The sequence below is a fragment of the Bacillus cereus genome (assembly GCF_002561295.1).
Taxonomy (GTDB): Bacteria; Bacillota; Bacilli; order Bacillales; family Bacillaceae_G; genus Bacillus_A; species Bacillus_A cereus_S.
This window is the reverse complement of record NZ_NTUG01000037.1, coordinates 16971-39351: the sequence shown is the minus strand read 5'-3', so window position 1 is coordinate 39351 and position 22381 is coordinate 16971. Positions and strand designations below refer to the sequence as shown.

Sequence of the window (22381 nt, the reverse complement as noted above, 5' to 3'; positions counted from 1 at the left end):
TTATTTTGTAGGAAACATGAATAAGACCGAAAAGTTATGGAGATAAATGCTGTTGTTTCTTTATCACGCTATTTGCGGACAGGAAGACCCCTACTGATTAAAGTTTCACTTTATAAATATGAATAATTTAGCAGCGACAAATCTAATTGGTAATTTTGGAAATAAGAATATTTGCGAAGCAGGTTATAAAGGATTATAGTAGGTGAGTCCTGTTACACGGATGGTCTTTAGATTTTAGTCATAGAAAATGTTACAAATGTATTTCATTAAATATAAATCTAAGTCAATATATTGAATAAGAAATAGTTGAATAAATACACCTGTAAACTTATAATTACTAATATTCTTCAGTTGGTTAAATAAAAAAGGGTTTTCTTGGAGAAGTGTATTCAAAGCAGAGAAAGACTTATAAAAAAATAAGCCTTGGATGATTAAAAGAGGTGGAGAGATGAAACAATTATTGTTAAAGAGCAAACGAGTGTTAAGTAACCATTTTGGATTTTTTATTTTTGCTGTTGTTTTATTCTGGTTAAAAACATATGCAGCATATGTGACAGAATTTGACCTAGGGATATCAAACACAATTCAAAAATTCTTGCTATTTTTCAACCCGTTAAGCTCAGCTGTCCTATTTTTAGGACTGGCATTATTTGCAAAAGGGAAACGATCTTATATTTGGTTAATAATTATTAATTTGTTACTGTCAATTCTTTTATACTCCAATGTGGTATATTACCGCTTTTTCAGCGATTTTATTACGTTCCCGACATTAACACAAACAAATAACTTTGGAGATTTAGGCGGTAGTATTTTAGCGTTATTACACGTATATGACCCGTTATATTTCTTAGACACCATAATTCTGATTGTGTTAGTTGCAACAAAGTTTGTGAACCCAAAACCAACTCGTGTTGCAAAGCATAAACTTTCGCTTGTATTTATTGTAGGAATCTTAATTTTTTGCATCAACTTAGGTTTAGCAGAAAAGGATCGTCCTCAATTACTAACAAGAACATTTGACAGAAATTATATTGTGAAATATTTAGGCGTATATAACTATACAATTTATGATGGGATTCAAAGTATGAAAGCATCGACAGAACGTGCTTTAGCAGATGGAGATAGTATGACAAATGTTCGAAACTATACTACATCAAACTATGCAACTCCTAATCCAAATTATTTTGGTAAAGGAAAAGGTATGAACGTCATCTACATTCATTTAGAATCGTTCCAAAACTTCTTGATTAATTACAAGTTAAATGGTCAAGAGGTAACACCATTTTTAAATTCATTTACGAAAGATGCGAATACACTGTATTTTGATAATTTCTTCCATCAAACAGGACAAGGTAAAACATCTGATGCGGAGTTCATGTTAGAGAACTCATTGTTCGGATTACCACAAGGTTCTGTATTTACAAACAAAGCTCATAACACGTATCAAGCTGCACCAGCTATTTTAGGGCAACAAGGATATACGTCGGCAGTATTTCATGGTAACTATAAAACATTCTGGAATCGTGATGATATTTATAAATCATTTGGTTTTAATAAATTCTTTGATGCAACATATTATGATATGAATGAGAATGACGTTGTAAACTATGGCTTGAAAGATAAACCGTTCTTTAATGAGTCAATTCCATTGCTACAAACATTGAAGCAACCGTTCTATGCGAAATTCATTACGTTATCAAATCACTTCCCTTATCCAATTAATAAGGAAGAAGCGACAATTGAACCAGCGAAAACTGGCGATTCATCTGTAGATACGTATTTCCAAACCGCACATTATTTAGATGAGTCTGTAAAAGGTTTTATGGACTACTTGAAACAGTCCGGTTTATATGATAATTCCATTATTGTTATGTACGGAGATCATTACGGTATTTCAGATAACCATAATGCTGCAATGTCACAAATAATGGGGAAAGAAATTAACTCATTTGAAAATGCACAATTGCAACGTGTACCATTAATTATTCGTGTACCAGGTATGCAAGGGGGAGTTCAACATCAATATGGCGGAGAAATTGATGTACTTCCAACGCTATTACATTTACTAGGTACGGATACAAAGAATTATATCCAATTTGGTACGGATTTATTATCACCTGAGCATAATCAAGTGGTTCCTTTCCGTAATGGTAACTATGTAAGTCCTACAGTTACTGCGCTTAATGGAAAGTACTATGATACAACGACTGGAAAACCAGTAGAAGCAACGGATGAAATTAAACAAAATGAAAAAATGGTTCAACAAAAACTTAAATTGTCTGATCAAGTAGTAAATGGCGATTTATTACGATTCTACACACCAGAAGGATTTACGCCAGTAGATCGTTCGAAGTATAACTATAATCATCGTGATAAAAATAAGAACAAAGTAAAAACTACGCAAGAAGGTACAACTGAATAACTTTCTGTAATGAAAACCTACTCGTATGGAACAATACTATATGAGTAGGTTTTTTTGTTATGAAGGATTATATATTTTTGTAATTTCACATACCGTATAGTTACTATATAATAGTGATATAGTAAAGATACAATCGTTGCACGATATAAAAACGATAATTTGGACTTAATTTTGTAAGAAAGAAGAGATACTATAGTAGTAGAAAGTGATTTTAAAAATCTAATTTTGCAAAGTTAGTATCTATACTTGCAAGACGAATCAAAACAAGTATAGAAAGGGTGTACATCATATATGATATTAGATCACCGCAGTACCGCTATTTTACAGCAAATTATTCAAGCGGATGGCTATACTTCTGTAGAGCAACTGATGGAAGTATTGCAAATCTCTAAAAGAACAGTTTATTACGATATGAAAAAAGTAGATGATTGGTTACACGCAGAGCATTTAGCATCAATCCAATATGTTCGCTCATTCGGATACCGTTTAGATGATGAAACAAAACAAACGGTTATTCAAAAACTACACGGATTTACAATGGTTCAATACGATTATTCTCCACAAGAACGAAAAGCTTGGTTAGCTTTGTATGTATTAACGAAAGAAAAAAGAATCTTACTAGAAGATTTAATTGACCTTATACAGGTAAGTCGTAATACGACACTTACTGATTTGAAAAAAATGAAAGCAGATTTGGTGAAATTTCATCTCTCTTTACAATTTAGTCGTAAGCAAGGGTATTATATCGAAGGTACCGAACAAGGAAAACGAAATCTACTAACCTTTTATCTTTCACAGTTAATCGCAAAGCATGGATGGGAATATTTAATCTCTCATGTAAGACGAATTGTAAATCGTGAAGAAAGTGAAAAGAACAAGAAAGAGCAAGAAGAATTGTTTGTAATAAAAAATATTTTATCAAATTGCGAAGAGTTTTTAGGTGTTCAATATACGGATGAGGTACTTGAAAATTTAAGCGTTTACATGTATTTGTTTCGCAATCGTATTGTCAAAGGGCAATGTGTTGAAATGGAAGAAGCTGAAAAAGATGTTCTACGTGAAACAAAACACTTTGAAGCAGCGAAATATATTGGGAAGCAGTTTGAAAAAATGTTACATGTGAAGTTTCCGAAAGATGAGATTTATTATATTACGACTCATTTATTAGGTGCAAAAGTAAATGCTCAGCAAAAAGAGTATGAAAAGAATGATGTGCAAGGTATCCATTTGATCGTAGATCGTATGATAAAGGACTTCCAGCACTACGCTTGTGTTATATTCCAAGATTTTACGGGGCTTGCTTCAGATTTATACTTGCATATGAAACCAGCGTTTTATCGCGTGAAATATGGAATTGAAATAGAAAATCCATTATTGCATATGATCGAAAAAAGTTATGAAGAAGTATATATTCTTACGAAAAAAGTGGTGCATCATTTTGAAGAATATGTTGGAAAACAAATTTCGGAAGATGAAATTGCGTATGTCACTATGCATTTCGGTGCGTGGATGAGGAAAGAAGGAATCGTTCCCAATCCTAGGAAAACAGCTTTGCTTGTTTGTCCAAATGGAATTGGTACATCGCGTATGTTGCAATATCAATTAGAACAATTATTTTCAAGTATTGATATTTTGCAAGCGATCTCAAAGCGGGAATATGAGTCACATACATTTGATGTAGATTGTATTATCACGACAACTGAATTAGAGAAGGGGACAATACCTATTTTTATGGTAAATCCCATTTTAACAGATTCTGAAAAAGCATCGCTACTCAGAAAAGTAAATGCAGCATTATTTAGCGAAGATCAAAATGACTCAGTTGATATTATGATGCAGATTATTCAAAAATATGCGAATGTGATAGACGAACATTCTTTAAAGAAAGAATTGAGAGAATTTATAAGTGGTCCAGCGCATTTGCGCAGGGAGGAGAAGTACAAGCCTATGTTAAACGAGCTATTAACGAGAGAATATATTCAGCTTCAGGATCGTGTTGATTCTTGGGAGGAAGCCATTCAAGTGGCAGCTAAACCGTTATTACAAACGGAGTATATTTCAGAAGAATACATTCAAGAAATGATTGCGAATGTAAACAATCTAGGACCTTACATTGTGATTGCACCTAAAATTGCAATTCCACATGCTCGCCCTGAAGCGGGAGTGAAAAAGTTAGGTATGAGTTTGTTACAGTTGAAAGAAAGTATTTCATTTTCAGAAAAGCAAGAGCACGCTGCAAATTTAATCATTGTTCTGGCAGCGATCGATAATGAAACACATTTAAAAGCATTGGCACAATTAAGTGATATGCTATCTCAGCCTGAAAATGTAGAAACATTAATTCATTCAAATTCAAAAGAAAAAATGCTAGAAATGATAGCTAAATATTCTAATTAAGGGGGAAGTAAAAATGAAAAAAGTATTAGTTGTGTGTGGAAATGGGTTAGGAAGTAGCTTTATTGTGGAGATGAATGTGAAGAAGATTTTAGGGGAATTAGGTTTACAAGCTGAAGTTTCTCATACAGATTTAGCATCAAGTAAATCAGAACAAGCGGATTTATATTTAGGAGCAAAAGATATCATCTGTAATCTTGAAGATGGTGTTCGTACAGTGGCAGGGTTAACAAATATTTTAGATCAAAATGAAATTAAAGAAGCATTGCAAAAACATCTGATGTAAAAGCAGCGTTAAACAGCTGGGGGAGGAGCAGTGCTATGTTAGATTTGATTATGAAAGATATTTTAGGACAACCAGCAATACTAGTTGGATTGTTCGCCATGTGTGGGTTGCTTTTACAGAAGAAAAATTTTGCAGATACAGTTTCCGGGACATTAAAAACAATTATGGGCTTCGTTGTATTAGGAGGCGGAGCCACAATATTAATTGGAGCGCTAGATGTTTTTGGAAAAATGTTTGATAAAGCGTTCCATATAAAAGGAATTATTCCAAATAATGAAGCTGTCGTTGCGATTGCACAGCAAACATTAGGAACAGAAACAGCGTTTATTATGGTATTTGGGATGATTGTCAACTTACTTATCGCCAGATTTACAAAATTTAAATATGTATTTTTAACAGGTCACCATACTTTATTTATGGCATGTTTAATTTCAGCGGTATTCTCTACAACTGGAATGACGGGGGCTACTCTTGTTATTAGTGGATCTTTATTATTAGGAACACTTATGGTAATCTTCCCAGCACTTTTACAGCCTTATGTAAGAAAAATCACAGGGATGGACGATATTGCAATTGGTCATTTTGGATCTGTTGGCTATTTAGCAGCTGGTTTTGTTGGGAGCAAGTTTGGAAATAAAGAAAAATCAACAGAACAAATCCAAGTACCAAAATCACTAGGATTTTTACGTGATACGTCAGTTTCTATGTCTTTAACAATGTCTATACTATTCTTTATTGTTGCACCATTTGCCGGAAAGCAATTTATTGAAACAGAACTGAGTAACGGGCAAAACTATCTTGTATATTCTTTCATGCAAGCAATTACGTTTGCAGCAGGGGTGTACATTATTTTAGCAGGTGTTCGTATGTTGATCGCAGAGATTGTACCTGCGTTTAAAGGGATTGCGGATAAGCTTGTACCTAACGCAAAGCCAGCACTTGATTGTCCAACAATCTTCCCGTTTGCGCCAAACGCAGTTATTATCGGATTCTTAACTAGTTTCGTTGCTGGATTATTGTCTATGTTTATTCTTCCAGTGGTTGGTCTAAGTGTCATTGTACCAGGTCTTATTCCACATTTCTTTACAGGAGCAACAGCAGGTGTATTCGGAAATGCAACTGGAGGCAGAAGAGGAGCTATTTTAGGTGCGTTTGTTAATGGAATATTAATATCATTCTTACCAGCATTACTATTGCCAGTTCTCGGCGGATTAGGATTTGAAAATACAACATTTGGTGATTCTGATTTCGCAGTAGTTGGTATTTTAATAAGTGAAATTGCAAAATTATTATCATCAATTTTCTAAAAGAAATGTAAAAAGACTCGATTTTCCAATAAAGGAAATCGAGTCTTTTCTCTTTACATACGATTATCGTGCCAGAAGTTTAATGGGAAGTGACCATCTTCTTGATAGCTTTCCAGTTCATAACCTCTTTCTTTTAGGCCTTTAATGATCGCAGGCACAGCTTTTACTGATTGCGGGTGAATATCGTGCATTAGAATGACTTCAGTTGGGTTTGTAGCGCCAGCAAGAACATTTTGTACAATTTGTGCTGAAGCAGCGTCTACTGGCATTTTATTATATTTCCAGTCTAAGGAATCAATTGTCCAGTCCCAAACTTTTAAATTATTTTCCACGACTTTATTACGAAGTGCTTCGTTTAATCCAGGCATAGAACCGTAAGATGGACGAGTTAATGTAGGTGATTTTCCGATAACTCCAGCAATTAAACCTTGGTCTTCTTTCATTTCATCTACATAGCGACCTTCTGTATAAAGTTTTTTGTAGTTATGTGTCATACTGTGCATACCAACATAATGACCTTCAGCGTCTTCACGTTTTACAAGATCAGGGAACGCTTTAACATTTGCTCCAATTAGGAAAAAGGTAGCTTTTGCATTTTCTGCTTTCAACATGTCTAACAGTTCAGCAGTGTATTTGCCAGGACCATCGTCAAATGTTAAGTAAGCAACTTTTCTCACTTGTCCGTTATATTGCTTTGGAGCTTCTTTTGGAGCTAGAGCAGTTTGAATTTCACTTACAAGTTGAACGGATTTCGCCTCATCCTCCGTACTCGCCAGAGCAATATGAGTTGATCCATAAACTGCTTCGTATAAAAATAATACTCCGACGCAAATCAACAGTGCTCTCTTTACTAAAGTTGTCATCCGAATTCTATTGTGCATAATTTTCCTTCTCTCTATAATAGTTCTACTCTATTATATTAGCAATTTTAGGTAGGTAAATGCAAAACAAATTGTAAAAAAATGTACCAGATTTATTGTTTAGCAGGTTGTATAATGAAGGCTTTTGATGGGATGTAACGAATATAAAAGGGGGTGGGTTCATGATTAAACAAGTAATTGAAATTGCGAATCGGAATGGATTCTGTAAGATGTAAAGCGAATTGATTCATTAAAAAATGTGTGAGATTAAATAGTAGTTCTATGGAACCTTCATATGAAAGATAAGAATAATTATATATACCAAAACTTATATTTTGGCATAAAGCTTTTACAAGAGGAGTGAGATCGAATGCTAGATGTCTTAAAGCAACAATACAGCTTTATTAGCTCTACCAGAGAAACTTTATTTACATTTTTGGAAGAAATCCCACTGCAAAAGTTACACAGCAACGCTCCGAATTTCGGAAGCGGCAGCATGATAAAGACTCATATTCATGTAGCTGACTGCTATCGATACTGGCTTGGATCATTCGCATGTAAACAAAAGCGAGCAGATTTTTCGTTTGCTACTGATTATGAAATTGAGCATGCAGATGTCAAGAAAGTTCGCGTCAGATTTGAGTTAGTAGATGAGATTGTACAACGTTTTTTGGATGAATTCAATGATCGCTGGTTCGAAAATATAGCAAATGAAGTAAAATGGCAAAAAGAACCATGGAGTACGACTCCGCTATGGCTTTTAACCCACACTGAGACACATGAGTTTCATCATAAGGGGCAAATTGTATCAATGGCTCGTCATCTCGGGTACAATCCTCCTGACACAGACCTTCAATGAATTCAAATTTTCAAACACGTGCGAGACATCGTCTGGGGATAAGGAGTCTATAGTACTCAATTAATGGGAGATAAACAAATTAGTTTTAGGTATAGAAAAAGGCATGGGAGCGATAGACATGATAAAATATCCGTTTTTAGAAAAAGGAGCAACGATTGGGGTAACAGCACCTTCTTCAGGTGTAAACGTGGAATTACATAGTATGTTTAAGCAAGCTTGTGAAAGTATGGAAAGAAAAGGATATAAAGTGGTTTGCGGAGACACGGTTTGGACACAAGAGAAAGCTAAGTCTTCTAGTGCTAAGAAGAGAGCAAATGAATTGATTGAAATGATGCAAGACGAGAACATTGATATCATCATTCCTCCTTGGGGCGGAGAACTGCTAATTGAAATGTTAGATAAAATTGATTTTGACAAGATAAATCAGAAGTGGATATTAGGATACTCGGATGTAAGTGTTTTATTATTAGCAATCACGTTAAAGACCGGAATTGCTACTGCTCATGGGACAAATCTAGTAGATTTAAGAGGGGAATATTCTGATGAAACAACAGCAATGTGGCAAAGTGTTTTGTCAACGGAAGCAGGGACTGCCATTACTCAATATTCTTCAGAAAAATATCAAATGAAATGGCAACATAATAATCCATCTCCATGTGTTTTCCATTTAACAGAAAATACAAACTGGAAAACAGTTGCAACTGATAAAATAAAAATGAAAGGTCGATTACTCGGTGGTTGTATTGATGTCATTAGACATCTCATTGGCACACCATTTGGTAAAGTAGAAGACTTTAGGGAGAAGCACTTTGATCATGAGCCTTTAATTTGGTATTTTGAAAATTGCGAGTTAACTACTACTGATTTACGACGTTCATTAGTGCAAATGAAACTAGCAGGTTGGTTTGATAACTGTTCAGGTATACTATTTGGACGTAGCGCAGCAAATTATACAGTCGAGGGTTATACTGCTGAAGATGTATATGAGGAGCTTGCTGATGAACTTCAAATTCCGATTGTTTATGATATAGATTGTGGTCATGTCCCTCCGCAAATTACTTTTATAAATGGAGCATTTGCAGAAATTGAAGTGGGAGATGGTAAAGGAGTTATTATACAGCATTTCCAACAGTAATAGGTTGTACATGTAATCTATGAAATAGGGACGATGTTACATCATTAAACTGCACTCTAATTGTATGTAGCAATTAGAGTGCAGTTTTTTTGTAGACAATTTCATAAAAAATGAATGTCAGTTCCATAGTGAATCAATTTTAATTTTTTTGCTACGTTTTGTGAAGCAAAATTATCCCAGGAAGTGCTATAAAGAGGAATGCGATTTTCCTCTTGCACTGCCTTCGCCCAAGCTGCTACAACAATATAGCCATATCCCTTCCCGCGGAAAGTTACGATTGTTTCTACACTTGCTTCAGCTGCTATAGGTGTACTTCTTGCACTACAGCATATAGAAACAATCCTTTCGTTTTCAAAAATTGCAAAACAAGGCTGCCGCCATTTTAACTGATGGAATAAATTTGGAAAGTTGTGCTGGAGAAGTTCTTTATTTTCCTCTGTAATTTGTATTGCCCTCATAGGATTATCTAGAGTATTTGGAGAGACAAAAGCAGGACCTATCCAGATTTTATGTATCGGCTGTTCTCTACTTAGCAGACTCATAATTTTTGCTAAATCGATGTGATTAGGATAATCGGTGAATAATTTTTCAATCTCATTTATTAGTACGCTTGGCAGGTCATAGCGATATCGTCTAATCGTACCATCTTTTGTATGACCAAGAAAAAGACGAGGTGCCACTGTACTTTCAGGTTCATTAATACTTGTCATTCTCCTAAATTGGTTATGAGAAAATAAAACTTCAGTCTGAATAGACATTAATTCCAAATGTGAAAGCATGTTATCACCATTCCTCACATATCGTTTATGTGTAATAGTTTATAACATAAAAATCAAAAGTCCTTCTTTCGTTAAGGAAGGTATTAAGGAAACAGGAATTGTATATAAATTTCACATACCGTATTGAAAGAAAAAACTAGGAAAATAGGAAATAGTGTCGAATATATCGTAAAGACTTGTTTCAGGCAAGTGAAAATAAAAAAATGAAAGAAGGAGAACAGCATGGAAGCAATTGAAGCAGCACAAAATATTGTTGAATTACAATTTCAAAATTGCGATGTTGCCTTGCTAGGAGGAAGCGTTGCAAGAGGAGAAGCAACGAAAACATCTGATCTTGATATTGTAATTATTGATCGTAATCTATCAAACTGTTATCGCGAATCTTTTATTCGTAACGGTTGGCCAGTGGAAGTGTTTGTACATAATTTTGAAACGTATAAAAAATATTTTAAAAGTGATTGTGAGAGAGGGAGACCGTGTTTACCGCAAATGGTTTCGGAAGGGATTATTTTAAAAGGTGAGGAAGAAGTTGTAACGAGTTTAAAACAGGAAGCACAGCAATTATTAAATGAAGGTCCTGAAAAGTGGACAGAAGAACTTATGAGACAGAAACGGTACTTTATTACGGATGCGCTAGACGATTTTATTGGTGCGAAAAAGAGGGAAGAAGAATTGTTTATTGCTAATCTTTTAGCGGATTTAGTGCATGAATTCGTGCTTCGAGTAAATGGACAATGGGTTGGGAATTCCAAATGGTTTATTAGGGTGCTAAGAAAATATGATGAATCATTTGCGGAAGAGTTTGTTGAAGCTTTTGATCATTTTTATAGAACTGGTGAAAAGGTGAAACTGATCGAATTTATAGAAAGAACACTAGAAATATATGGCGGTAGGTTGTTTGAAGGGTTTTCTGTAGGGAAATAAAAAGGAGATGTGCAGAGATGGATATACCAGTTATTGGGCTAAGAGAGCTTACATTAGATGATGTAGAAGAGAGATATCAATGGTCATTAGATACAGAAGTAACAAGGCATTTAGTTGTCCCTAATCAATATCCACCTTTTACGCGAGATGAGACAAAACGATGGATTGAGATGTGCATGAATCGTGAAAATGGATATGAGCAAAGAGCTATCGTTTCTGAAGATGGTGTACATATCGGCTGGGTAGATTTAAAGAACTTTGATAACACGAACAAAAATGCTGAATTAGGAATTGCGATTGGTAGAAAAGAATATTGGGGACGCGGTTATGGTTTTGCAGCGCTATCCAGTATGTTAGAAATTGGATTTTATGAATTTGGTTTAGAGAAAGTTTGGCTACGTGTCGATGCTGATAATATAAAAGCGATGAAAAGTTATGAAAAAGCCGGGTTTGTTTGTGAAGGAATGATGAGAAATGATAGATTAAGACAGGGGGTATTTATCAATCGTTATCGTTATAGTATGTTGAAAGAAGAATATGAAATGCTACACAAAAACTAATTTAATATAATTATATTATGTAAACAAAAATGTAGGGAGAGGGATAGAAATGATTCGAATTTTATCAGAAAAAGATGCAGTACAATATTGGGATTTACGTTTACAAGCATTGCAAGTAAATCCAGATGCATTTGTGACAACATATGAAGAAGCGATGCAAAAAGAAAACCCAGTTGAGCAAGTTGTTCAAAACTTAAGTTCAAACACAAGTTACACATTTGGTGCTTTTAATGAAAAAGATCAATTACTTGGCGTAGTAACGTTATTAACAGAGCAAAAAGCAGCATTTAAACATAAAGGTCACCTTGTGGCTATGTATGTAGACAAGGACAGTAGAGGGAGAGGTTTTGCGAAAGAGTTAATACGTGGTCTAATTGAAAAAGCGAAAGAACTAGAAATAGAGCAAATTAACTTAGGCGTTGTTTCAGATAATGAAGCCGCAAAAAAACTGTATCAATCAATGGGTTTTACAACATATGGAGTAGAAAACAAGGCACTAAAAATGAATGGTATATATCGTGATGATGAATTAATGGTTTTATGTATTTAAAAAGTTATAAAAAAGGAGTAGCGGATGTTTCAAAGCAAGAAGCGTATTGCATTGTTTATCGCGTTCATTGTTTTTATTGCTAGCACGTTGTATCAAGCTGTTTGTGTAAATAACGATACGGAAGTACCTGGTAGGAAAATTGAAGTTAACAATCATGATATGCACATTTTTACAACAGGGAAACGTGAAGATCAACCAACCATAGTGATGACAGCAGGAAGCGGTACGACAACACCGTATGCGGATTTTTACCCGCTATATCATAAATTGGAGAAAGAAAATAGAATAGTTGTGTATGAACGGTCTGGTTATGGATATAGTGAACAAACAGAGAAAAGTAGAGATATTGATACAATTGTAAATGAATTGCGTTCATTATTAATAAGATCAGGCGAGAAACCTCCTTTTATATTAGTAGGACATTCGATGGGGGCGTTAGAAAGCATTAGGTATGCACAGTTATATCCAGATGAAATTGTAGGATTAGTTTTTATTGATGGCATTAGTCCAGAATATGCAAGAAATTTTAAAATGGATATAGGTATGCAAGCTAGTTGGCATACAATGAATATAGCTAAAAATATCGGAATATTACGCACGTTATCGTTGTTCGGAATGATGGATCCTGTGTTTATAGATATCCCTAATTTACCGAAAGAATTACAGGAACTCAAAGTTTCAATGGCTCTTAAAAATACAAATAACCGAAATATGAAAGAAGAATTAGATTCAATGAGTAAAAACGGGAAAAAGATAATAGAAAATGGAAATTTAGGAAGTTTTCCAGTATTACAATTTTCTGCTACAAATAACGGCTATGAAAATTGGGAGAAGACACAGAATGAACTGTCCAACATATCTTCACGAACGGAAAAAGTTATATTTCCAAGTACTAATCACTATATTCATCATGAACAGGCAAATGAAATCAATGAAAACATAAAGAGTTGGATGGGAGAAATACAATGAAATTTTCGAATTTTATTTCAAATCAAATGTATTCTATTATATAGTAGAAGAAAACTACATAAGGGGTTTTAGGATGAAAGCAATTATAGCGGGAGTATTGGCATCGTTTTTCTTTGCCTTTACGTTTATTTTAAACCGTGCGATGGACTTGCAAGGCGGAAGTTGGATTTGGAGTGCATCATTGCGGTATTACTTTATGGTCCCGTTACTTGTCATTATTGTTCTATATAGAGGGAACTTAAAGCAACTCTTGCAATATATGAAAAGTAATCCGAAAGAGTGGTTCGTATGGAGTATTGTCGGCTTCGGTCTTTTTTACGCACCACTTAGTTTCGCGGGTGCATTTGGACCAGGGTGGCTCGTTGCCTCAACGTGGCAAATTACAATTATAGCAGGGATTTTATTAACACCATTATTCGCAACGAATTCATTGCATAAAAAAATTCCAATGAAAGAATTGATGATGTCTGGTGTTATATTACTAGGTGTTCTTCTTATGCAAGTGGAACACGCCTCTTCATTAGGCATTCGTGAAACTGTTTTATGTGTCGTACCTGTAATCGTTGCAGCGTTTGCTTATCCACTTGGAAATCGAAAAATGATGCAAGTGTGTAAAGGTGAGTTAGACGTTTTTCAACGAGTTCTTGGAATGACGCTCGCAAGTTTACCGTTTTGGTTTTTACTCTCTGGATATGAAGTTGCAACAGGTGGATTGCCATCAAGTGATCAAGTCTTTCAATGTTTCATCGTGGCGATTAGTTCAGGTTTAATTGCGACTGTATTATTCTTTTTTGCAACTGATCTTGTAAAAGATGATCCGCAAAAATTAGCTACTGTAGAAGCAACACAATCTGGTGAAGTGTTATTCGCATTATTAGGAGAGCTAATTTGGCTGTCAGCTCCATTCCCATCGTCGTTATCATGGAGTGGAATGAGTTTTGTTGTCCTAGGAATGATTTTGCACAGTTATGTTGCCGTTGTTGTGAAAAAGGAAGAAAAGATAACAGCGTGAATAAATAGTGGCTCTTTGAAATGAAAGAGCCACTATTTTTGTAAGGAGAGATATACGATGGAATTAAAAGAATTTATTCATTTTCTAAATAGATTAGAAGAAAAGCATATATTTTTATAAGCTAAGTAAAGTAAGAACAGAAAGTATTATGGTCGAAGTAGCTGTACCAGGTGAGCGATGGGAGATTGAATTTATGGAAGATGGTACAGTTGAGATTGAAAAATTTATTGGCGATGGTGATTTTTATGATGGGAAAGAGATTGAGGCCTTATTTGCGAAATTTAGTGATTAAATAAAGAAATTGGAATTGATTCATAATGGTGTGAGTCTGTTTTTTTGTGGCACCTTCATCATATGAATTGATATAAACGACATTTATATATAACATATATGAGAGAGGTGTGAGTAGTTGTTTACTGATATATATTTTACGTTAAAGGGAGAGAAATGAATGGAGAATATAGAAAAAGATACGAATATAGCACATGAAAATAAAGACAACATCGTTACGTTATATGTTACGAGACACGGAAAAACAATATTAAACACGAATAAACGTGTACAAGGTTGGGCTGATTCTCCGTTAGTAGAGAAGGGTGTTGAAATAGCGAAAGGATTAGGAAATGGATTGCAAGATATTCCTTTTGTTGATGCTTATAGTAGCGATAGTGGCCGTGCAATTGAAACGGCTCATTTAGTATTAAAGTATAGTGGACAATCAAAGCTACAACTTGAACAAAGGAAAGCGTTACGTGAATTAAATTTTGGGATTTTTGAAGGCGATACGATTGAAAATATGTGGGAGGCTATTAAAAAGATTGCTGGTGTGAAAGAAGTAACGGAATTAATGAATTTCTCTATAAAAGAAATTATGAATTTTATTGTAAAAGCAGATTCTACAAAACAAGCTGAAAATTGGGATGTATTTTCAACTCGTATAAAAAAAGAAATTGATACAATTAGTGAGGACGCTGCCAAAAATGGAGGCGGTAACGTTCTAGTTGTAGCGCATGGATTAATGATTGCTACATTAGTAGAAATGCTTGATAGTAGTAAGACAAAAATGGGTGTAAAAAATGCCAGTGTGACTAAAATCGTTTACCAAGGCGGGGAATATAATATCGAGTCTGTTGGCGATATGAGTTATGCTGAAAAAGGTAGCGAGATTGTAAAATCATGACAGTTTGTATAGCGTAATAGAATGAAAAAAGACGGATTTCTTATGAAGAGAAGGACGTCTTTTTCTTTTGTTTCATTGTACCTAAACAGTTGATTAATATGGAACGTGAGAGGTAATAAAAATCCTCATTATGTATGCTTGGTTATAAACCATTTTGTATATACTAAAAAAATGGTTACATTTGTAGGGAATGTTACAAAGGAGCATATGAAAATGAATAAGAAATACTATAAAGGTTTGGTTATGCGACAGATTAAGGAAAGTGAAGTAGAACAGTTTTCAAACTTAATGAAATATGTGTTTCAAGTTTCTAAAAAAATGATTAATGATGAAGAGAAGATGGTACAAAAGAAAAGTCATCAGTTGAAACCAGGAACTGCTTTAGGTTGGTTTGACCATGATAAATTAATATCTCAAATTGTTGTTCTTCCTTTTCAAGTCAATATTCATGGTGTGATTTATGAAATGGGAGGAGTTACTGGAGTTGGTACCTATCCAGAGTACGCAGGGCATGGATTGATGAATGCGCTAATGAAAGAAAGTTTAACAACAATGAGAGAAAATGAACAATATATTTCTTATTTATTTCCTTATTCCATTCCTTATTATCGAAAAAAAGGATGGGAAATTATTTCTGATATCATTGAATATCAAATTAAAGATACGCAGCTACCTAAGTATCGTGGCAATATTAGTGGACGTGTGCGAAGAGTTGGATTGAAAAGTAAAGAAAAAGAAAAAATCTATGATGATTTTGCCCGGAAAACAAATGGGGCGATGGTTCGTAATACAATTGCGTGGGAAGAACGATTTCGTGAAGAAACAATTGATTTGCAATTAGCGATTTATTATACAGATGAGGATATTCCGCATGGTTATTTATTTTATCGTGTTCTCGAGGAGAAATTTTATATAGAGGAAATGATTTACATAAATGAAGAGGCGAGAAGAGGATTATGGAATTTCATTAGTGCACACTTTTCAATGGTCTATTATGTAAAAGGAAAAACATGTGTTCATGAACCAGTTGCTTTTTTACTTGAAGATAGCGAAATTAAACAAACAATTGCGCCATACTATATGGGAAGGATTGTCGATGTAGTGGGTTTTCTAATGAAATATCCATTTAAAGGCGACAAAATCCAAAAATTAATTTTACATGTAGATGATCCTATGTTGGAGTGGAATAAGGGCACGTTTATTTTAGAATGGGTTCATGACAAATCGTTACACATTACATATGAGAAAGAAACAATTGACATGGATGGAATATCATTAACGATTCAAACATTAACAACGATGTTGTTAAGTTATAAAAGCCCGTCGTTTTTATATGATATCGGGAGAATAAAAGGGCCCCGTGAAATGATAGAGGTGCTGGAGAATGTAATTCCGGATTCACCGCCATGCTTTTTTGATTACTTCTAGCCTGTAAAAATACTCTCTAAAGTAATACACGTTTATCCCGCATTAACGGGCAGTAAGACTCCCACCTCAAAATTCGGCAAAAGCAATGTCCAGCTCTAGCGGCTAAAATCTCCAGCCGTTTCGCCCCCTCGGACGAGGCAAAAAGCGCCTCTNNTAAAGTTTCACTTTATTTTAGAGAGTCTTTTTTAGTTGTGAAGTATTGTGTTGTTATTGTTGGGATGTTCCTCCTTCAAATTGTTTCATCTTAAAAATTTTTTTACCTTCTTCATTTACAATTTCTATAGAATCTCTTAGTTTATTAACTCCAATATACATAACAGGGTTTTTATCTTTCCCTTTATTTTTTTCGATATGTAATACAGTGACTGATTTATCTTTTTCATCTTTTACTTCTTTTACTGTAATTTTATCATTCTCGTACTCTTTTCCAAACGCTAAAAATATCATCATTTTCCCTTCGCTAATTCTTTCATTTGAATAATGAATAAGTGTTGGATCTTCTTGCGCTCTTTCATACAGATTAGTTGGCCCGAACCCACCTTCATTATATCTAGATTTTTCTAAAACCCAATAACTTTCATAATCGCTTGTAAATAGATTGCATCCACTGAGTCCGATAATCCATAGTAACCCAAAGCTTAATATGAGTTTTTTCATGTTACCACCCTTTTATTGTTATTTTTTACAATTTTAACATGATTTTCTTTTTATAGTACGAGTTTTGTTTTTAAAAGAGGGGGTCGATGTTTTTTTCGTAGATAAGGTCTCTTTCATTTTAATTAACAATGGGAATTTGATGATAAGGTTTTAAAATATTAAAATATATGTATGTTTGTTTGAGGAGGTATATTAGAAATTGAAAATTGTAAAGTTTAATGAAGTTGATACGGAAGAGATTGTTTCTTTGTTTTACGAAACAATTCATTCCATTAATGTAAAAGATTATTCTCAAATAGAGTTAGATGTTTGGGCACCAAAAGAAGAAAAAGAATCGAAAATAAATTCTTGGAAGGTTTCATTAAGCCAAAATGTATCATTTGTTGCAAAGGTTCATCATAAAATAGTAGGTTTAACCCATCAGGGACATTTAGATAGATTGTATGTTCATAAAGATTATCAAGGGAAAGGCATAGCTACAGCTTTAGTTGATAAAATTGAAAGTGAGGCGAAAAAGTTAAACCTTTTAGAAATTGATACTGATGCAAGCATTACAGCTAAGCCATTTTTTGAACATAAAGGTTACAAAATTGTTTGCTCACAAACTGTTGAACGTAAAGGGGTCAAATTGACTAACTTTAAAATGGTAAAAAAAATAAAACTCTAATTTTGTTATTAAGCTAACGAGGCGTTAAAAAACTTATAAAGAAATTCATCACTCATATGAAATAAAAGCATGTTTTGATTTGTTTTTTGACATGCTTTTATATCTCTTTCTATCCAAAGATGGAAGTGTGGATGTAATGAAGTGCTAAAGTCTTAGTTTTGAATAAAAAATTAAGAAAAATATGATAATATGTTGAATGAGAGCAAAAAATTCAATTTGATAGTTTACTAGTTTTAGTGGAGAACATAATGGGGGGAGTAGCAATGGAAATAAAAGATATAGTAGAGAAAACGCAATTACCAAATACAATTGAAACGATCTCGAATGACCTACTTGCTTTAGGGCTTAAAAAAGGAATGACAGTGATCGTCCATTCTTCCCTTAGTTCAATTGGATGGACATCTGGTGGAGCAGTTGCAGTAGTAGAAGCTTTAATGAACGTAATTACTGAAGAAGGTACGCTTATTATGCCAACTCAGACGTCGGATTTGTCTGATCCGAAAAACTGGGTAAGGCCACCTGTTCCAGAAAACTGGTGGCAAATTATTCGAGACAATGTTCCAGCTTTTAACCCAGATGTAACTCCTACACGTGCGATGGGGAAAGTAGTGGAATGTTTCCGTACATATCCAAATGTAAAGCGTAGTAATCATCCACTAAATAGTTTCGCAGCATGGGGAAAATATGCTGAGGATATTACAAACGAGCAGCCCCTTTCTATTAGTTTCGGAGAGCACTCACCATTAAAGAAAATATATGATTTAGATGGATACGTATTATTAATAGGCGTAGGTTATGATTCTAACACATCTGTACATTTATCTGAAATACGTACTGGCGCACGCGAACTAGTAAAAGTGGGAGCGCCAATTATAGAAAATGGTACAAGAGTGTGGAAAGAGTTTGATGAAATGGACTATGATTCTGATATATTTGTTGAGATTGGAAAAGAGTTTGAATATACAGAAGGTGTAACAATCGGTACAATTGGAAATGCAACGTGTAGACTGATGAAACAACGAGAAGTTGTGGACTTTGGTGTGCAGTGGTTTCGTTCGAAAAATAAGTAAGGGATGGTTATGATGAAGGGGAAAAAGATTTTAATTACAAGCGGTGGCTGTTTAGAGAAATGGGACCAAGTACGCGGTCATACAAATTTAGCAAAAGGTACAATTGGGAGGATGATTGCTGAAGAGGCGATGTCAAAAGGAGCGCATGTTATATATTTACATGGATATTTCGCTGAAAAGCCAGATGCTGCAAGTGCTCAATTAGAGTTACATCCATTTGAAGGTATTATTGATTTACAAGATAAAATGAAAAGTATTATTACACATGAGAAAATTGATGCCGTTATTATGGCAGCTGCTGGATCGGATTGGATCGTTGAGAAGATTTGTGATCAAGATGGAAATATACTCGATATGAGCGGGAAAATCTCAAGCGATATCGCGCCAATTATTCATTTTCAAAAAGCGCCTAAAGTATTAAAACAAATTAAACAATGGGATCCAGAAACAGTTTTAGTTGGATTTAAACTCGAAAGCGATATTAGTGAGGAAGCGCTAATCACACGAGCAAGTGGAAGAATGGCGCAATCAAAAGCGAATCTTATGGTAGCAAATTCACCGCATTCGTTATATTCACATGCAGCTATTCATCATGTAGTTGACGAAGATGGTGCAGTTTTCGTTTGTGAGGGAAAAGAAGAAACAGCGAAAGCGATTATAAACAGGTTAGAACGTTTATGTAATCGCGTAGAAGAGGGGAGCTTGGGCCGTTTATAAAAGGGAGAGGTGTGCATGCTTTTTCAAGATATTAAAGTGATTGTATTAGATTTAGATGGTACGTTATTAAATCGTGAAAAGAAAGTGTCGGAGAGAAATAGAAAAGCGATTATAGAGTGCTACAGAAAAGGAATCCATATTATTTTTGCGACAGCAAGAGCTCCTCGTTCTGTAAAACAGTTTCTTCCCGTGGAATTACAAAGTATTGGTATGATGGTATATTATAATGGTGCGCTATTACGGGATCAAATAACAAAAATGAATGACCACTATCCAATAGATGCTACTGATACAGCAGAAATTATCAATTTTGTTACGCAAACGCAACCTGCTTCTTTCATCGCTATTGAGGTGGAAGACACATGTTATATCAATCAAAATGTAAAAACAAATTTTATAACAGCAACAAGTCCTATTGTGATTACAAATGAAGAAATGAAGCAACGCTCTGTATCTAAAATACTGTTACACTCGTTTTCTCACTATGAAAAATTAGCAGAACAATTTCGGCATAAAGTAAACGTAATTTGTACAGATCAAAATCAGCTTGTTCAAATTATGGAGCGTAATGTTTCGAAAGAGAATGCTGTTCTAAATTGGTGCCAAAAGCATGAAATAAGTCCAGAACAAGTAATGGTATTTGGGGATGATTGGAATGATATCGGTTTATTTAAAACGTTCGGTTATCCTATTGCGATGGGAAATGCTATTTCGGAGCTAAAAGAATTGGCGTGTTACATTACGCATCATAATGATAATGATGGGGTTGCGCATATTTTGGAGTACATAAGGAGCGATATAGGTGAAGAAGTTACTTGAGCGGGCGATTGAACTTCGAAATGAACAGAAATACGAAGAGTCAAAAGAAATCCTAATTGGACTAACAAACACCACGAAAGATCCAGAAATATTCTATCAATGCGCATGGACACATGATGCAATGGGACTAGAAACAGATGCGGTTCCCTATTATGAACAGGCAATTGCTAATGGGCTTGAAGGCGAATCGTTATGCGGGGTATATATTGGACTTGGAAGTCCATATCGCTGCATTGGTGAATACGATAAAGCGATTGTCACGTTAGAAGCTGGGATCAAGCAGTTTCCAGACAATGATACGATGAAAGTATTTCTTTCGCTTGCCAATTATAATGTGAAGGAATACGAAGAAGCAATGAAATTATTACTTGAAACTGTTGTGAAACTAGAACATGTAAAAGATTATGAAGAGGCTATTTTATTTTATAGAGACCATCTAAATGATACTTTTAAATAAAGGTGTGGTTGTATGAGTGAAACGATTTCGCGTAAAAGAAAGAGTATATGGATTGGTATTGTCGTTATAATTGCGCTATCAAATTATCTTGCATATGCACTACCTATTGTACCCGCTGTACCAAAAGAAATGGTAATAGGATCTTTATTTGATTTTCTCATTGTTATTCCAGTGATTACGTATTTCTTTATTATACGAAAACGCTATTCTTTAAAGTATCTATTCCCAGTTGTTATAGCGGGTTATATTGCGGCAAAGTTTATTATTCCGAGTGATTATTTCCAGTCGTTTTCATTTGTGACATACATTTTAATTGCAGGTGAACTGGCGTTTATATGTTTAGAGTTATTTATTTTGTATAAGATTGCTAGAGCATTGCCAAAGATTATACGATGCTATAAACAATATAAGAATGAGTATCCATCATTTGCTTTTGCTATTGATAAAGCATTTGAGGGGGCGTTGAAAAGAAATACCGTTGTCGATGTGATTGTTTCGGAGTGCAAATTACTTTATTACGCTTTCTTCTCTTGGCGTACGAAGATGCCAGAAAGTCAGCATGTTTTTTCTTATCATAAAAAGACGGGAGCAATACCGTTTTATATTATGCTTATTCATGCAACGCTAATTGAATCAATTGGATTTCATTATTTACTACATCAGTGGAATGAAATAGTTGCTTGGATTTTACTCGTTGTAAATATATATGGCATTCTTTATTTTTTAGCTGAGATACAAGCGCTTCGTACGAACCCATATATAGTGACAGAAACAGAAATAATCATTCAAGTTGGATTTGGTAAGAAACTTGTTGTGCCGTTTTCAAAAATAGAAGAGATTGCATTTTATAAAGGTGCAGCTGTAACGAAGGAAGAGGAAAAAGAGGTATTCGAAGCGACGGTAATGGAATTTATTAAAGAACCTGCTACATTTGAAATGAAATTAAAAGAACCATTAACAGCGCAGTTATTATATGGATTTACGAAAAAGGTCAAACGTGTTCATATAAATGTAGATGATGAGCGAAGATTTTATGAAGCGATTGTTGAAAAAATAGTGAGAGATGAAGACTAAAAGAGTAGGAAATTAATAAAACCAGCAAGTCTCTATCTTGCTGGTTTTCATCGTAAACGATTAAAAAATATGGTAAAATGAAAAGGTAACTTATGGTACGGTTGGGTGTTCAATTATCACTTCTCCAAGGTAGAAGGGGGGTGATAATGAATGAGTGAAATTGCGTTATTATTGCAAGGCGGATTATTTCTTGTTGCACTGTTAACGTTTGTTGTCGTTTTAATTGACAAACTCAAAAAATAACAACCCACCTAC

At 34.5% G+C, this 22381-nt stretch carries 24 protein-coding genes; 21 read left to right on the top strand and 3 right to left on the bottom strand.

Annotated elements, in window-relative coordinates; genetic code table 11:
• Positions 1–448: 448 nt before the first annotated feature.
• The 4 genes from CN373_RS19650 (at position 449) to CN373_RS19635 (ending at position 6409) form a co-directional block, all read left to right on the top strand.
• Complete coding sequence (locus tag CN373_RS19650) at positions 449–2422, top strand: LTA synthase family protein (protein WP_098359991.1); 1974 nt, start codon at positions 449–451, stop codon at positions 2420–2422.
• A gap of 291 nt (positions 2423–2713) precedes the next feature.
• Positions 2714–4819 carry a BglG family transcription antiterminator gene (locus tag CN373_RS19645; protein ID WP_000599561.1) on the top strand — a complete coding sequence of 702 codons (2106 nt, stop codon included), beginning with the start codon at positions 2714–2716 and terminating at the stop codon, positions 4817–4819.
• Positions 4820–4832: 13 nt separating this feature from the next.
• Positions 4833–5102 (top strand): PTS sugar transporter subunit IIB, encoded by a 270-nt coding sequence (locus CN373_RS19640; RefSeq protein ID WP_000757314.1) that lies wholly within the window; start codon positions 4833–4835, stop codon positions 5100–5102.
• 35 nt (positions 5103–5137) lie between these two features.
• On the top strand, positions 5138–6409 hold the full coding sequence (locus CN373_RS19635) for a PTS ascorbate transporter subunit IIC (RefSeq protein WP_098359990.1): 1272 nt from the start codon (positions 5138–5140) through the stop codon (positions 6407–6409).
• Positions 6410–6462: 53 nt separating this feature from the next.
• On the opposite strand, the gene CN373_RS19630 is transcribed toward CN373_RS19635, so the two are convergent.
• Positions 6463–7290 (bottom strand): peptidoglycan-N-acetylglucosamine deacetylase, encoded by an 828-nt coding sequence (locus CN373_RS19630; RefSeq protein WP_000551882.1) that lies wholly within the window; start codon positions 7288–7290, stop codon positions 6463–6465.
• Positions 7291–7639: 349 nt separating this feature from the next.
• Here CN373_RS19630 and CN373_RS19625 point away from each other — a divergent pair, with 349 nt between their 5' ends.
• On the top strand, positions 7640–8128 hold the full coding sequence (locus tag CN373_RS19625) for a DinB family protein (protein WP_000887836.1): 489 nt from the start codon (positions 7640–7642) through the stop codon (positions 8126–8128).
• 118 nt (positions 8129–8246) lie between these two features.
• The gene (locus tag CN373_RS19620) at positions 8247–9263 is read left to right on the top strand and encodes a S66 family peptidase (protein WP_098359989.1); all 1017 of its coding nucleotides are present in this window, start codon (positions 8247–8249) and stop codon (positions 9261–9263) included.
• 101 nt (positions 9264–9364) lie between these two features.
• Here the strand turns inward: CN373_RS19620 and CN373_RS19615 are convergent, their stop codons facing one another.
• The gene (locus CN373_RS19615) at positions 9365–10042 is read right to left on the bottom strand and encodes a GNAT family N-acetyltransferase (RefSeq protein WP_098359988.1); all 678 of its coding nucleotides are present in this window, start codon (positions 10040–10042) and stop codon (positions 9365–9367) included.
• 222 nt (positions 10043–10264) lie between these two features.
• Between CN373_RS19615 and CN373_RS19610 the strand changes: the two genes are divergently transcribed.
• The 8 genes from CN373_RS19610 to CN373_RS19575 all read left to right on the top strand — a co-directional run bounded on the left by CN373_RS19610 (position 10265) and on the right by CN373_RS19575 (position 16665).
• The gene (locus CN373_RS19610; protein ID WP_000387275.1) at positions 10265–10966 is read left to right on the top strand and encodes a nucleotidyltransferase domain-containing protein; all 702 of its coding nucleotides are present in this window, start codon (positions 10265–10267) and stop codon (positions 10964–10966) included.
• A gap of 17 nt (positions 10967–10983) precedes the next feature.
• Positions 10984–11526 carry a GNAT family N-acetyltransferase gene (locus CN373_RS19605; protein ID WP_000354275.1) on the top strand — a complete coding sequence of 181 codons (543 nt, stop codon included), beginning with the start codon at positions 10984–10986 and terminating at the stop codon, positions 11524–11526.
• 49 nt (positions 11527–11575) lie between these two features.
• Positions 11576–12076: a GNAT family N-acetyltransferase gene (locus CN373_RS19600; protein WP_098359987.1), complete on the top strand. Its 501-nt coding sequence runs from the start codon at positions 11576–11578 to the stop codon at positions 12074–12076.
• Positions 12077–12100: 24 nt separating this feature from the next.
• Complete coding sequence (locus CN373_RS19595; RefSeq protein WP_098359986.1) at positions 12101–13045, top strand: alpha/beta fold hydrolase; 945 nt, start codon at positions 12101–12103, stop codon at positions 13043–13045.
• Positions 13046–13118: 73 nt separating this feature from the next.
• On the top strand, positions 13119–14057 hold the full coding sequence (locus CN373_RS19590; RefSeq protein ID WP_098359985.1) for a DMT family transporter: 939 nt from the start codon (positions 13119–13121) through the stop codon (positions 14055–14057).
• Positions 14058–14205: 148 nt separating this feature from the next.
• Positions 14206–14349, top strand: coding sequence for a hypothetical protein (locus CN373_RS25935; RefSeq protein ID WP_240519120.1), 144 nt, complete (start codon positions 14206–14208; stop codon positions 14347–14349).
• 159 nt (positions 14350–14508) lie between these two features.
• Positions 14509–15237, top strand: a complete 729-nt coding sequence (locus CN373_RS19580) for a histidine phosphatase family protein (protein ID WP_098359984.1) — start codon at positions 14509–14511, stop codon at positions 15235–15237.
• A gap of 213 nt (positions 15238–15450) precedes the next feature.
• Positions 15451–16665, top strand: coding sequence for a GNAT family N-acetyltransferase (locus CN373_RS19575; RefSeq protein WP_098359983.1), 1215 nt, complete (start codon positions 15451–15453; stop codon positions 16663–16665).
• Between the two features lie 207 nt (positions 16666–16872).
• Here the strand turns inward: CN373_RS19575 and CN373_RS19570 are convergent, their stop codons facing one another.
• On the bottom strand, positions 16873–17322 hold the full coding sequence (locus tag CN373_RS19570; RefSeq protein WP_098359982.1) for a hypothetical protein: 450 nt from the start codon (positions 17320–17322) through the stop codon (positions 16873–16875).
• Positions 17323–17521: 199 nt separating this feature from the next.
• Here CN373_RS19570 and CN373_RS19565 point away from each other — a divergent pair, with 199 nt between their 5' ends.
• The 7 genes from CN373_RS19565 to CN373_RS25930 all read left to right on the top strand — a co-directional run bounded on the left by CN373_RS19565 (position 17522) and on the right by CN373_RS25930 (position 22369).
• The gene (locus tag CN373_RS19565) at positions 17522–17989 is read left to right on the top strand and encodes a GNAT family N-acetyltransferase (protein ID WP_098359981.1); all 468 of its coding nucleotides are present in this window, start codon (positions 17522–17524) and stop codon (positions 17987–17989) included.
• Positions 17990–18252: 263 nt separating this feature from the next.
• Positions 18253–19059, top strand: coding sequence for an aminoglycoside N(3)-acetyltransferase (locus CN373_RS19560; protein ID WP_098359980.1), 807 nt, complete (start codon positions 18253–18255; stop codon positions 19057–19059).
• Between the two features lie 3 nt (positions 19060–19062).
• Positions 19063–19776: a phosphopantothenoylcysteine decarboxylase gene (locus tag CN373_RS19555; RefSeq protein WP_111901896.1), complete on the top strand. Its 714-nt coding sequence runs from the start codon at positions 19063–19065 to the stop codon at positions 19774–19776.
• A gap of 15 nt (positions 19777–19791) precedes the next feature.
• On the top strand, positions 19792–20595 hold the full coding sequence (locus CN373_RS19550) for a Cof-type HAD-IIB family hydrolase (RefSeq protein WP_000898740.1): 804 nt from the start codon (positions 19792–19794) through the stop codon (positions 20593–20595).
• Positions 20579–21052 (top strand): tetratricopeptide repeat protein, encoded by a 474-nt coding sequence (locus CN373_RS19545; RefSeq protein ID WP_098359978.1) that lies wholly within the window; start codon positions 20579–20581, stop codon positions 21050–21052. Before CN373_RS19550 ends, CN373_RS19545 begins: the two co-directional genes overlap by 17 nt.
• 12 nt (positions 21053–21064) lie before the next feature.
• Positions 21065–22126 carry a hypothetical protein gene (locus tag CN373_RS19540; protein ID WP_098359977.1) on the top strand — a complete coding sequence of 354 codons (1062 nt, stop codon included), beginning with the start codon at positions 21065–21067 and terminating at the stop codon, positions 22124–22126.
• Positions 22127–22276: 150 nt separating this feature from the next.
• Positions 22277–22369: a putative holin-like toxin gene (locus CN373_RS25930; protein WP_001289320.1), complete on the top strand. Its 93-nt coding sequence runs from the start codon at positions 22277–22279 to the stop codon at positions 22367–22369.
• Positions 22370–22381: the final 12 nt, after the last annotated feature.

What these genes read in the sequence shown, in the direction of transcription:
- CN373_RS19550 (WP_000898740.1), top strand. Translation starts at nt 19,792, where the DNA reads ATGCTTTTTCAAGATATTAAAGTGATTGTATTAGATTTAGATGGTACG.
- CN373_RS19625 (WP_000887836.1), top strand. Translation starts at nt 7,640, where the DNA reads ATGCTAGATGTCTTAAAGCAACAATACAGCTTTATTAGCTCTACCAGA.
- CN373_RS19605 (WP_000354275.1), top strand. Translation starts at nt 10,984, where the DNA reads ATGGATATACCAGTTATTGGGCTAAGAGAGCTTACATTAGATGATGTA.
- CN373_RS19635 (WP_098359990.1), top strand. Translation starts at nt 5,138, where the DNA reads ATGTTAGATTTGATTATGAAAGATATTTTAGGACAACCAGCAATACTA.
- CN373_RS19650 (WP_098359991.1), top strand. Translation starts at nt 449, where the DNA reads ATGAAACAATTATTGTTAAAGAGCAAACGAGTGTTAAGTAACCATTTT.
- CN373_RS19560 (WP_098359980.1), top strand. Translation starts at nt 18,253, where the DNA reads ATGGAAATAAAAGATATAGTAGAGAAAACGCAATTACCAAATACAATT.
- CN373_RS19620 (WP_098359989.1), top strand. Translation starts at nt 8,247, where the DNA reads ATGATAAAATATCCGTTTTTAGAAAAAGGAGCAACGATTGGGGTAACA.
- CN373_RS19610 (WP_000387275.1), top strand. Translation starts at nt 10,265, where the DNA reads ATGGAAGCAATTGAAGCAGCACAAAATATTGTTGAATTACAATTTCAA.
- CN373_RS19645 (WP_000599561.1), top strand. Translation starts at nt 2,714, where the DNA reads ATGATATTAGATCACCGCAGTACCGCTATTTTACAGCAAATTATTCAA.
- CN373_RS19640 (WP_000757314.1), top strand. Translation starts at nt 4,833, where the DNA reads ATGAAAAAAGTATTAGTTGTGTGTGGAAATGGGTTAGGAAGTAGCTTT.
- CN373_RS19630 (WP_000551882.1), bottom strand. Translation starts at nt 7,290, where the DNA reads ATGCACAATAGAATTCGGATGACAACTTTAGTAAAGAGAGCACTGTTG.
- CN373_RS25935 (WP_240519120.1), top strand. Translation starts at nt 14,206, where the DNA reads ATGGTCGAAGTAGCTGTACCAGGTGAGCGATGGGAGATTGAATTTATG.
- CN373_RS19580 (WP_098359984.1), top strand. Translation starts at nt 14,509, where the DNA reads ATGGAGAATATAGAAAAAGATACGAATATAGCACATGAAAATAAAGAC.
- CN373_RS19570 (WP_098359982.1), bottom strand. Translation starts at nt 17,322, where the DNA reads ATGAAAAAACTCATATTAAGCTTTGGGTTACTATGGATTATCGGACTC.
- CN373_RS19590 (WP_098359985.1), top strand. Translation starts at nt 13,119, where the DNA reads ATGAAAGCAATTATAGCGGGAGTATTGGCATCGTTTTTCTTTGCCTTT.
- CN373_RS25930 (WP_001289320.1), top strand. Translation starts at nt 22,277, where the DNA reads ATGAGTGAAATTGCGTTATTATTGCAAGGCGGATTATTTCTTGTTGCA.
- CN373_RS19615 (WP_098359988.1), bottom strand. Translation starts at nt 10,042, where the DNA reads ATGCTTTCACATTTGGAATTAATGTCTATTCAGACTGAAGTTTTATTT.
- CN373_RS19595 (WP_098359986.1), top strand. Translation starts at nt 12,101, where the DNA reads ATGTTTCAAAGCAAGAAGCGTATTGCATTGTTTATCGCGTTCATTGTT.
- CN373_RS19555 (WP_111901896.1), top strand. Translation starts at nt 19,063, where the DNA reads ATGGTTATGATGAAGGGGAAAAAGATTTTAATTACAAGCGGTGGCTGT.
- CN373_RS19575 (WP_098359983.1), top strand. Translation starts at nt 15,451, where the DNA reads ATGAATAAGAAATACTATAAAGGTTTGGTTATGCGACAGATTAAGGAA.
- CN373_RS19540 (WP_098359977.1), top strand. Translation starts at nt 21,065, where the DNA reads ATGAGTGAAACGATTTCGCGTAAAAGAAAGAGTATATGGATTGGTATT.
- CN373_RS19600 (WP_098359987.1), top strand. Translation starts at nt 11,576, where the DNA reads ATGATTCGAATTTTATCAGAAAAAGATGCAGTACAATATTGGGATTTA.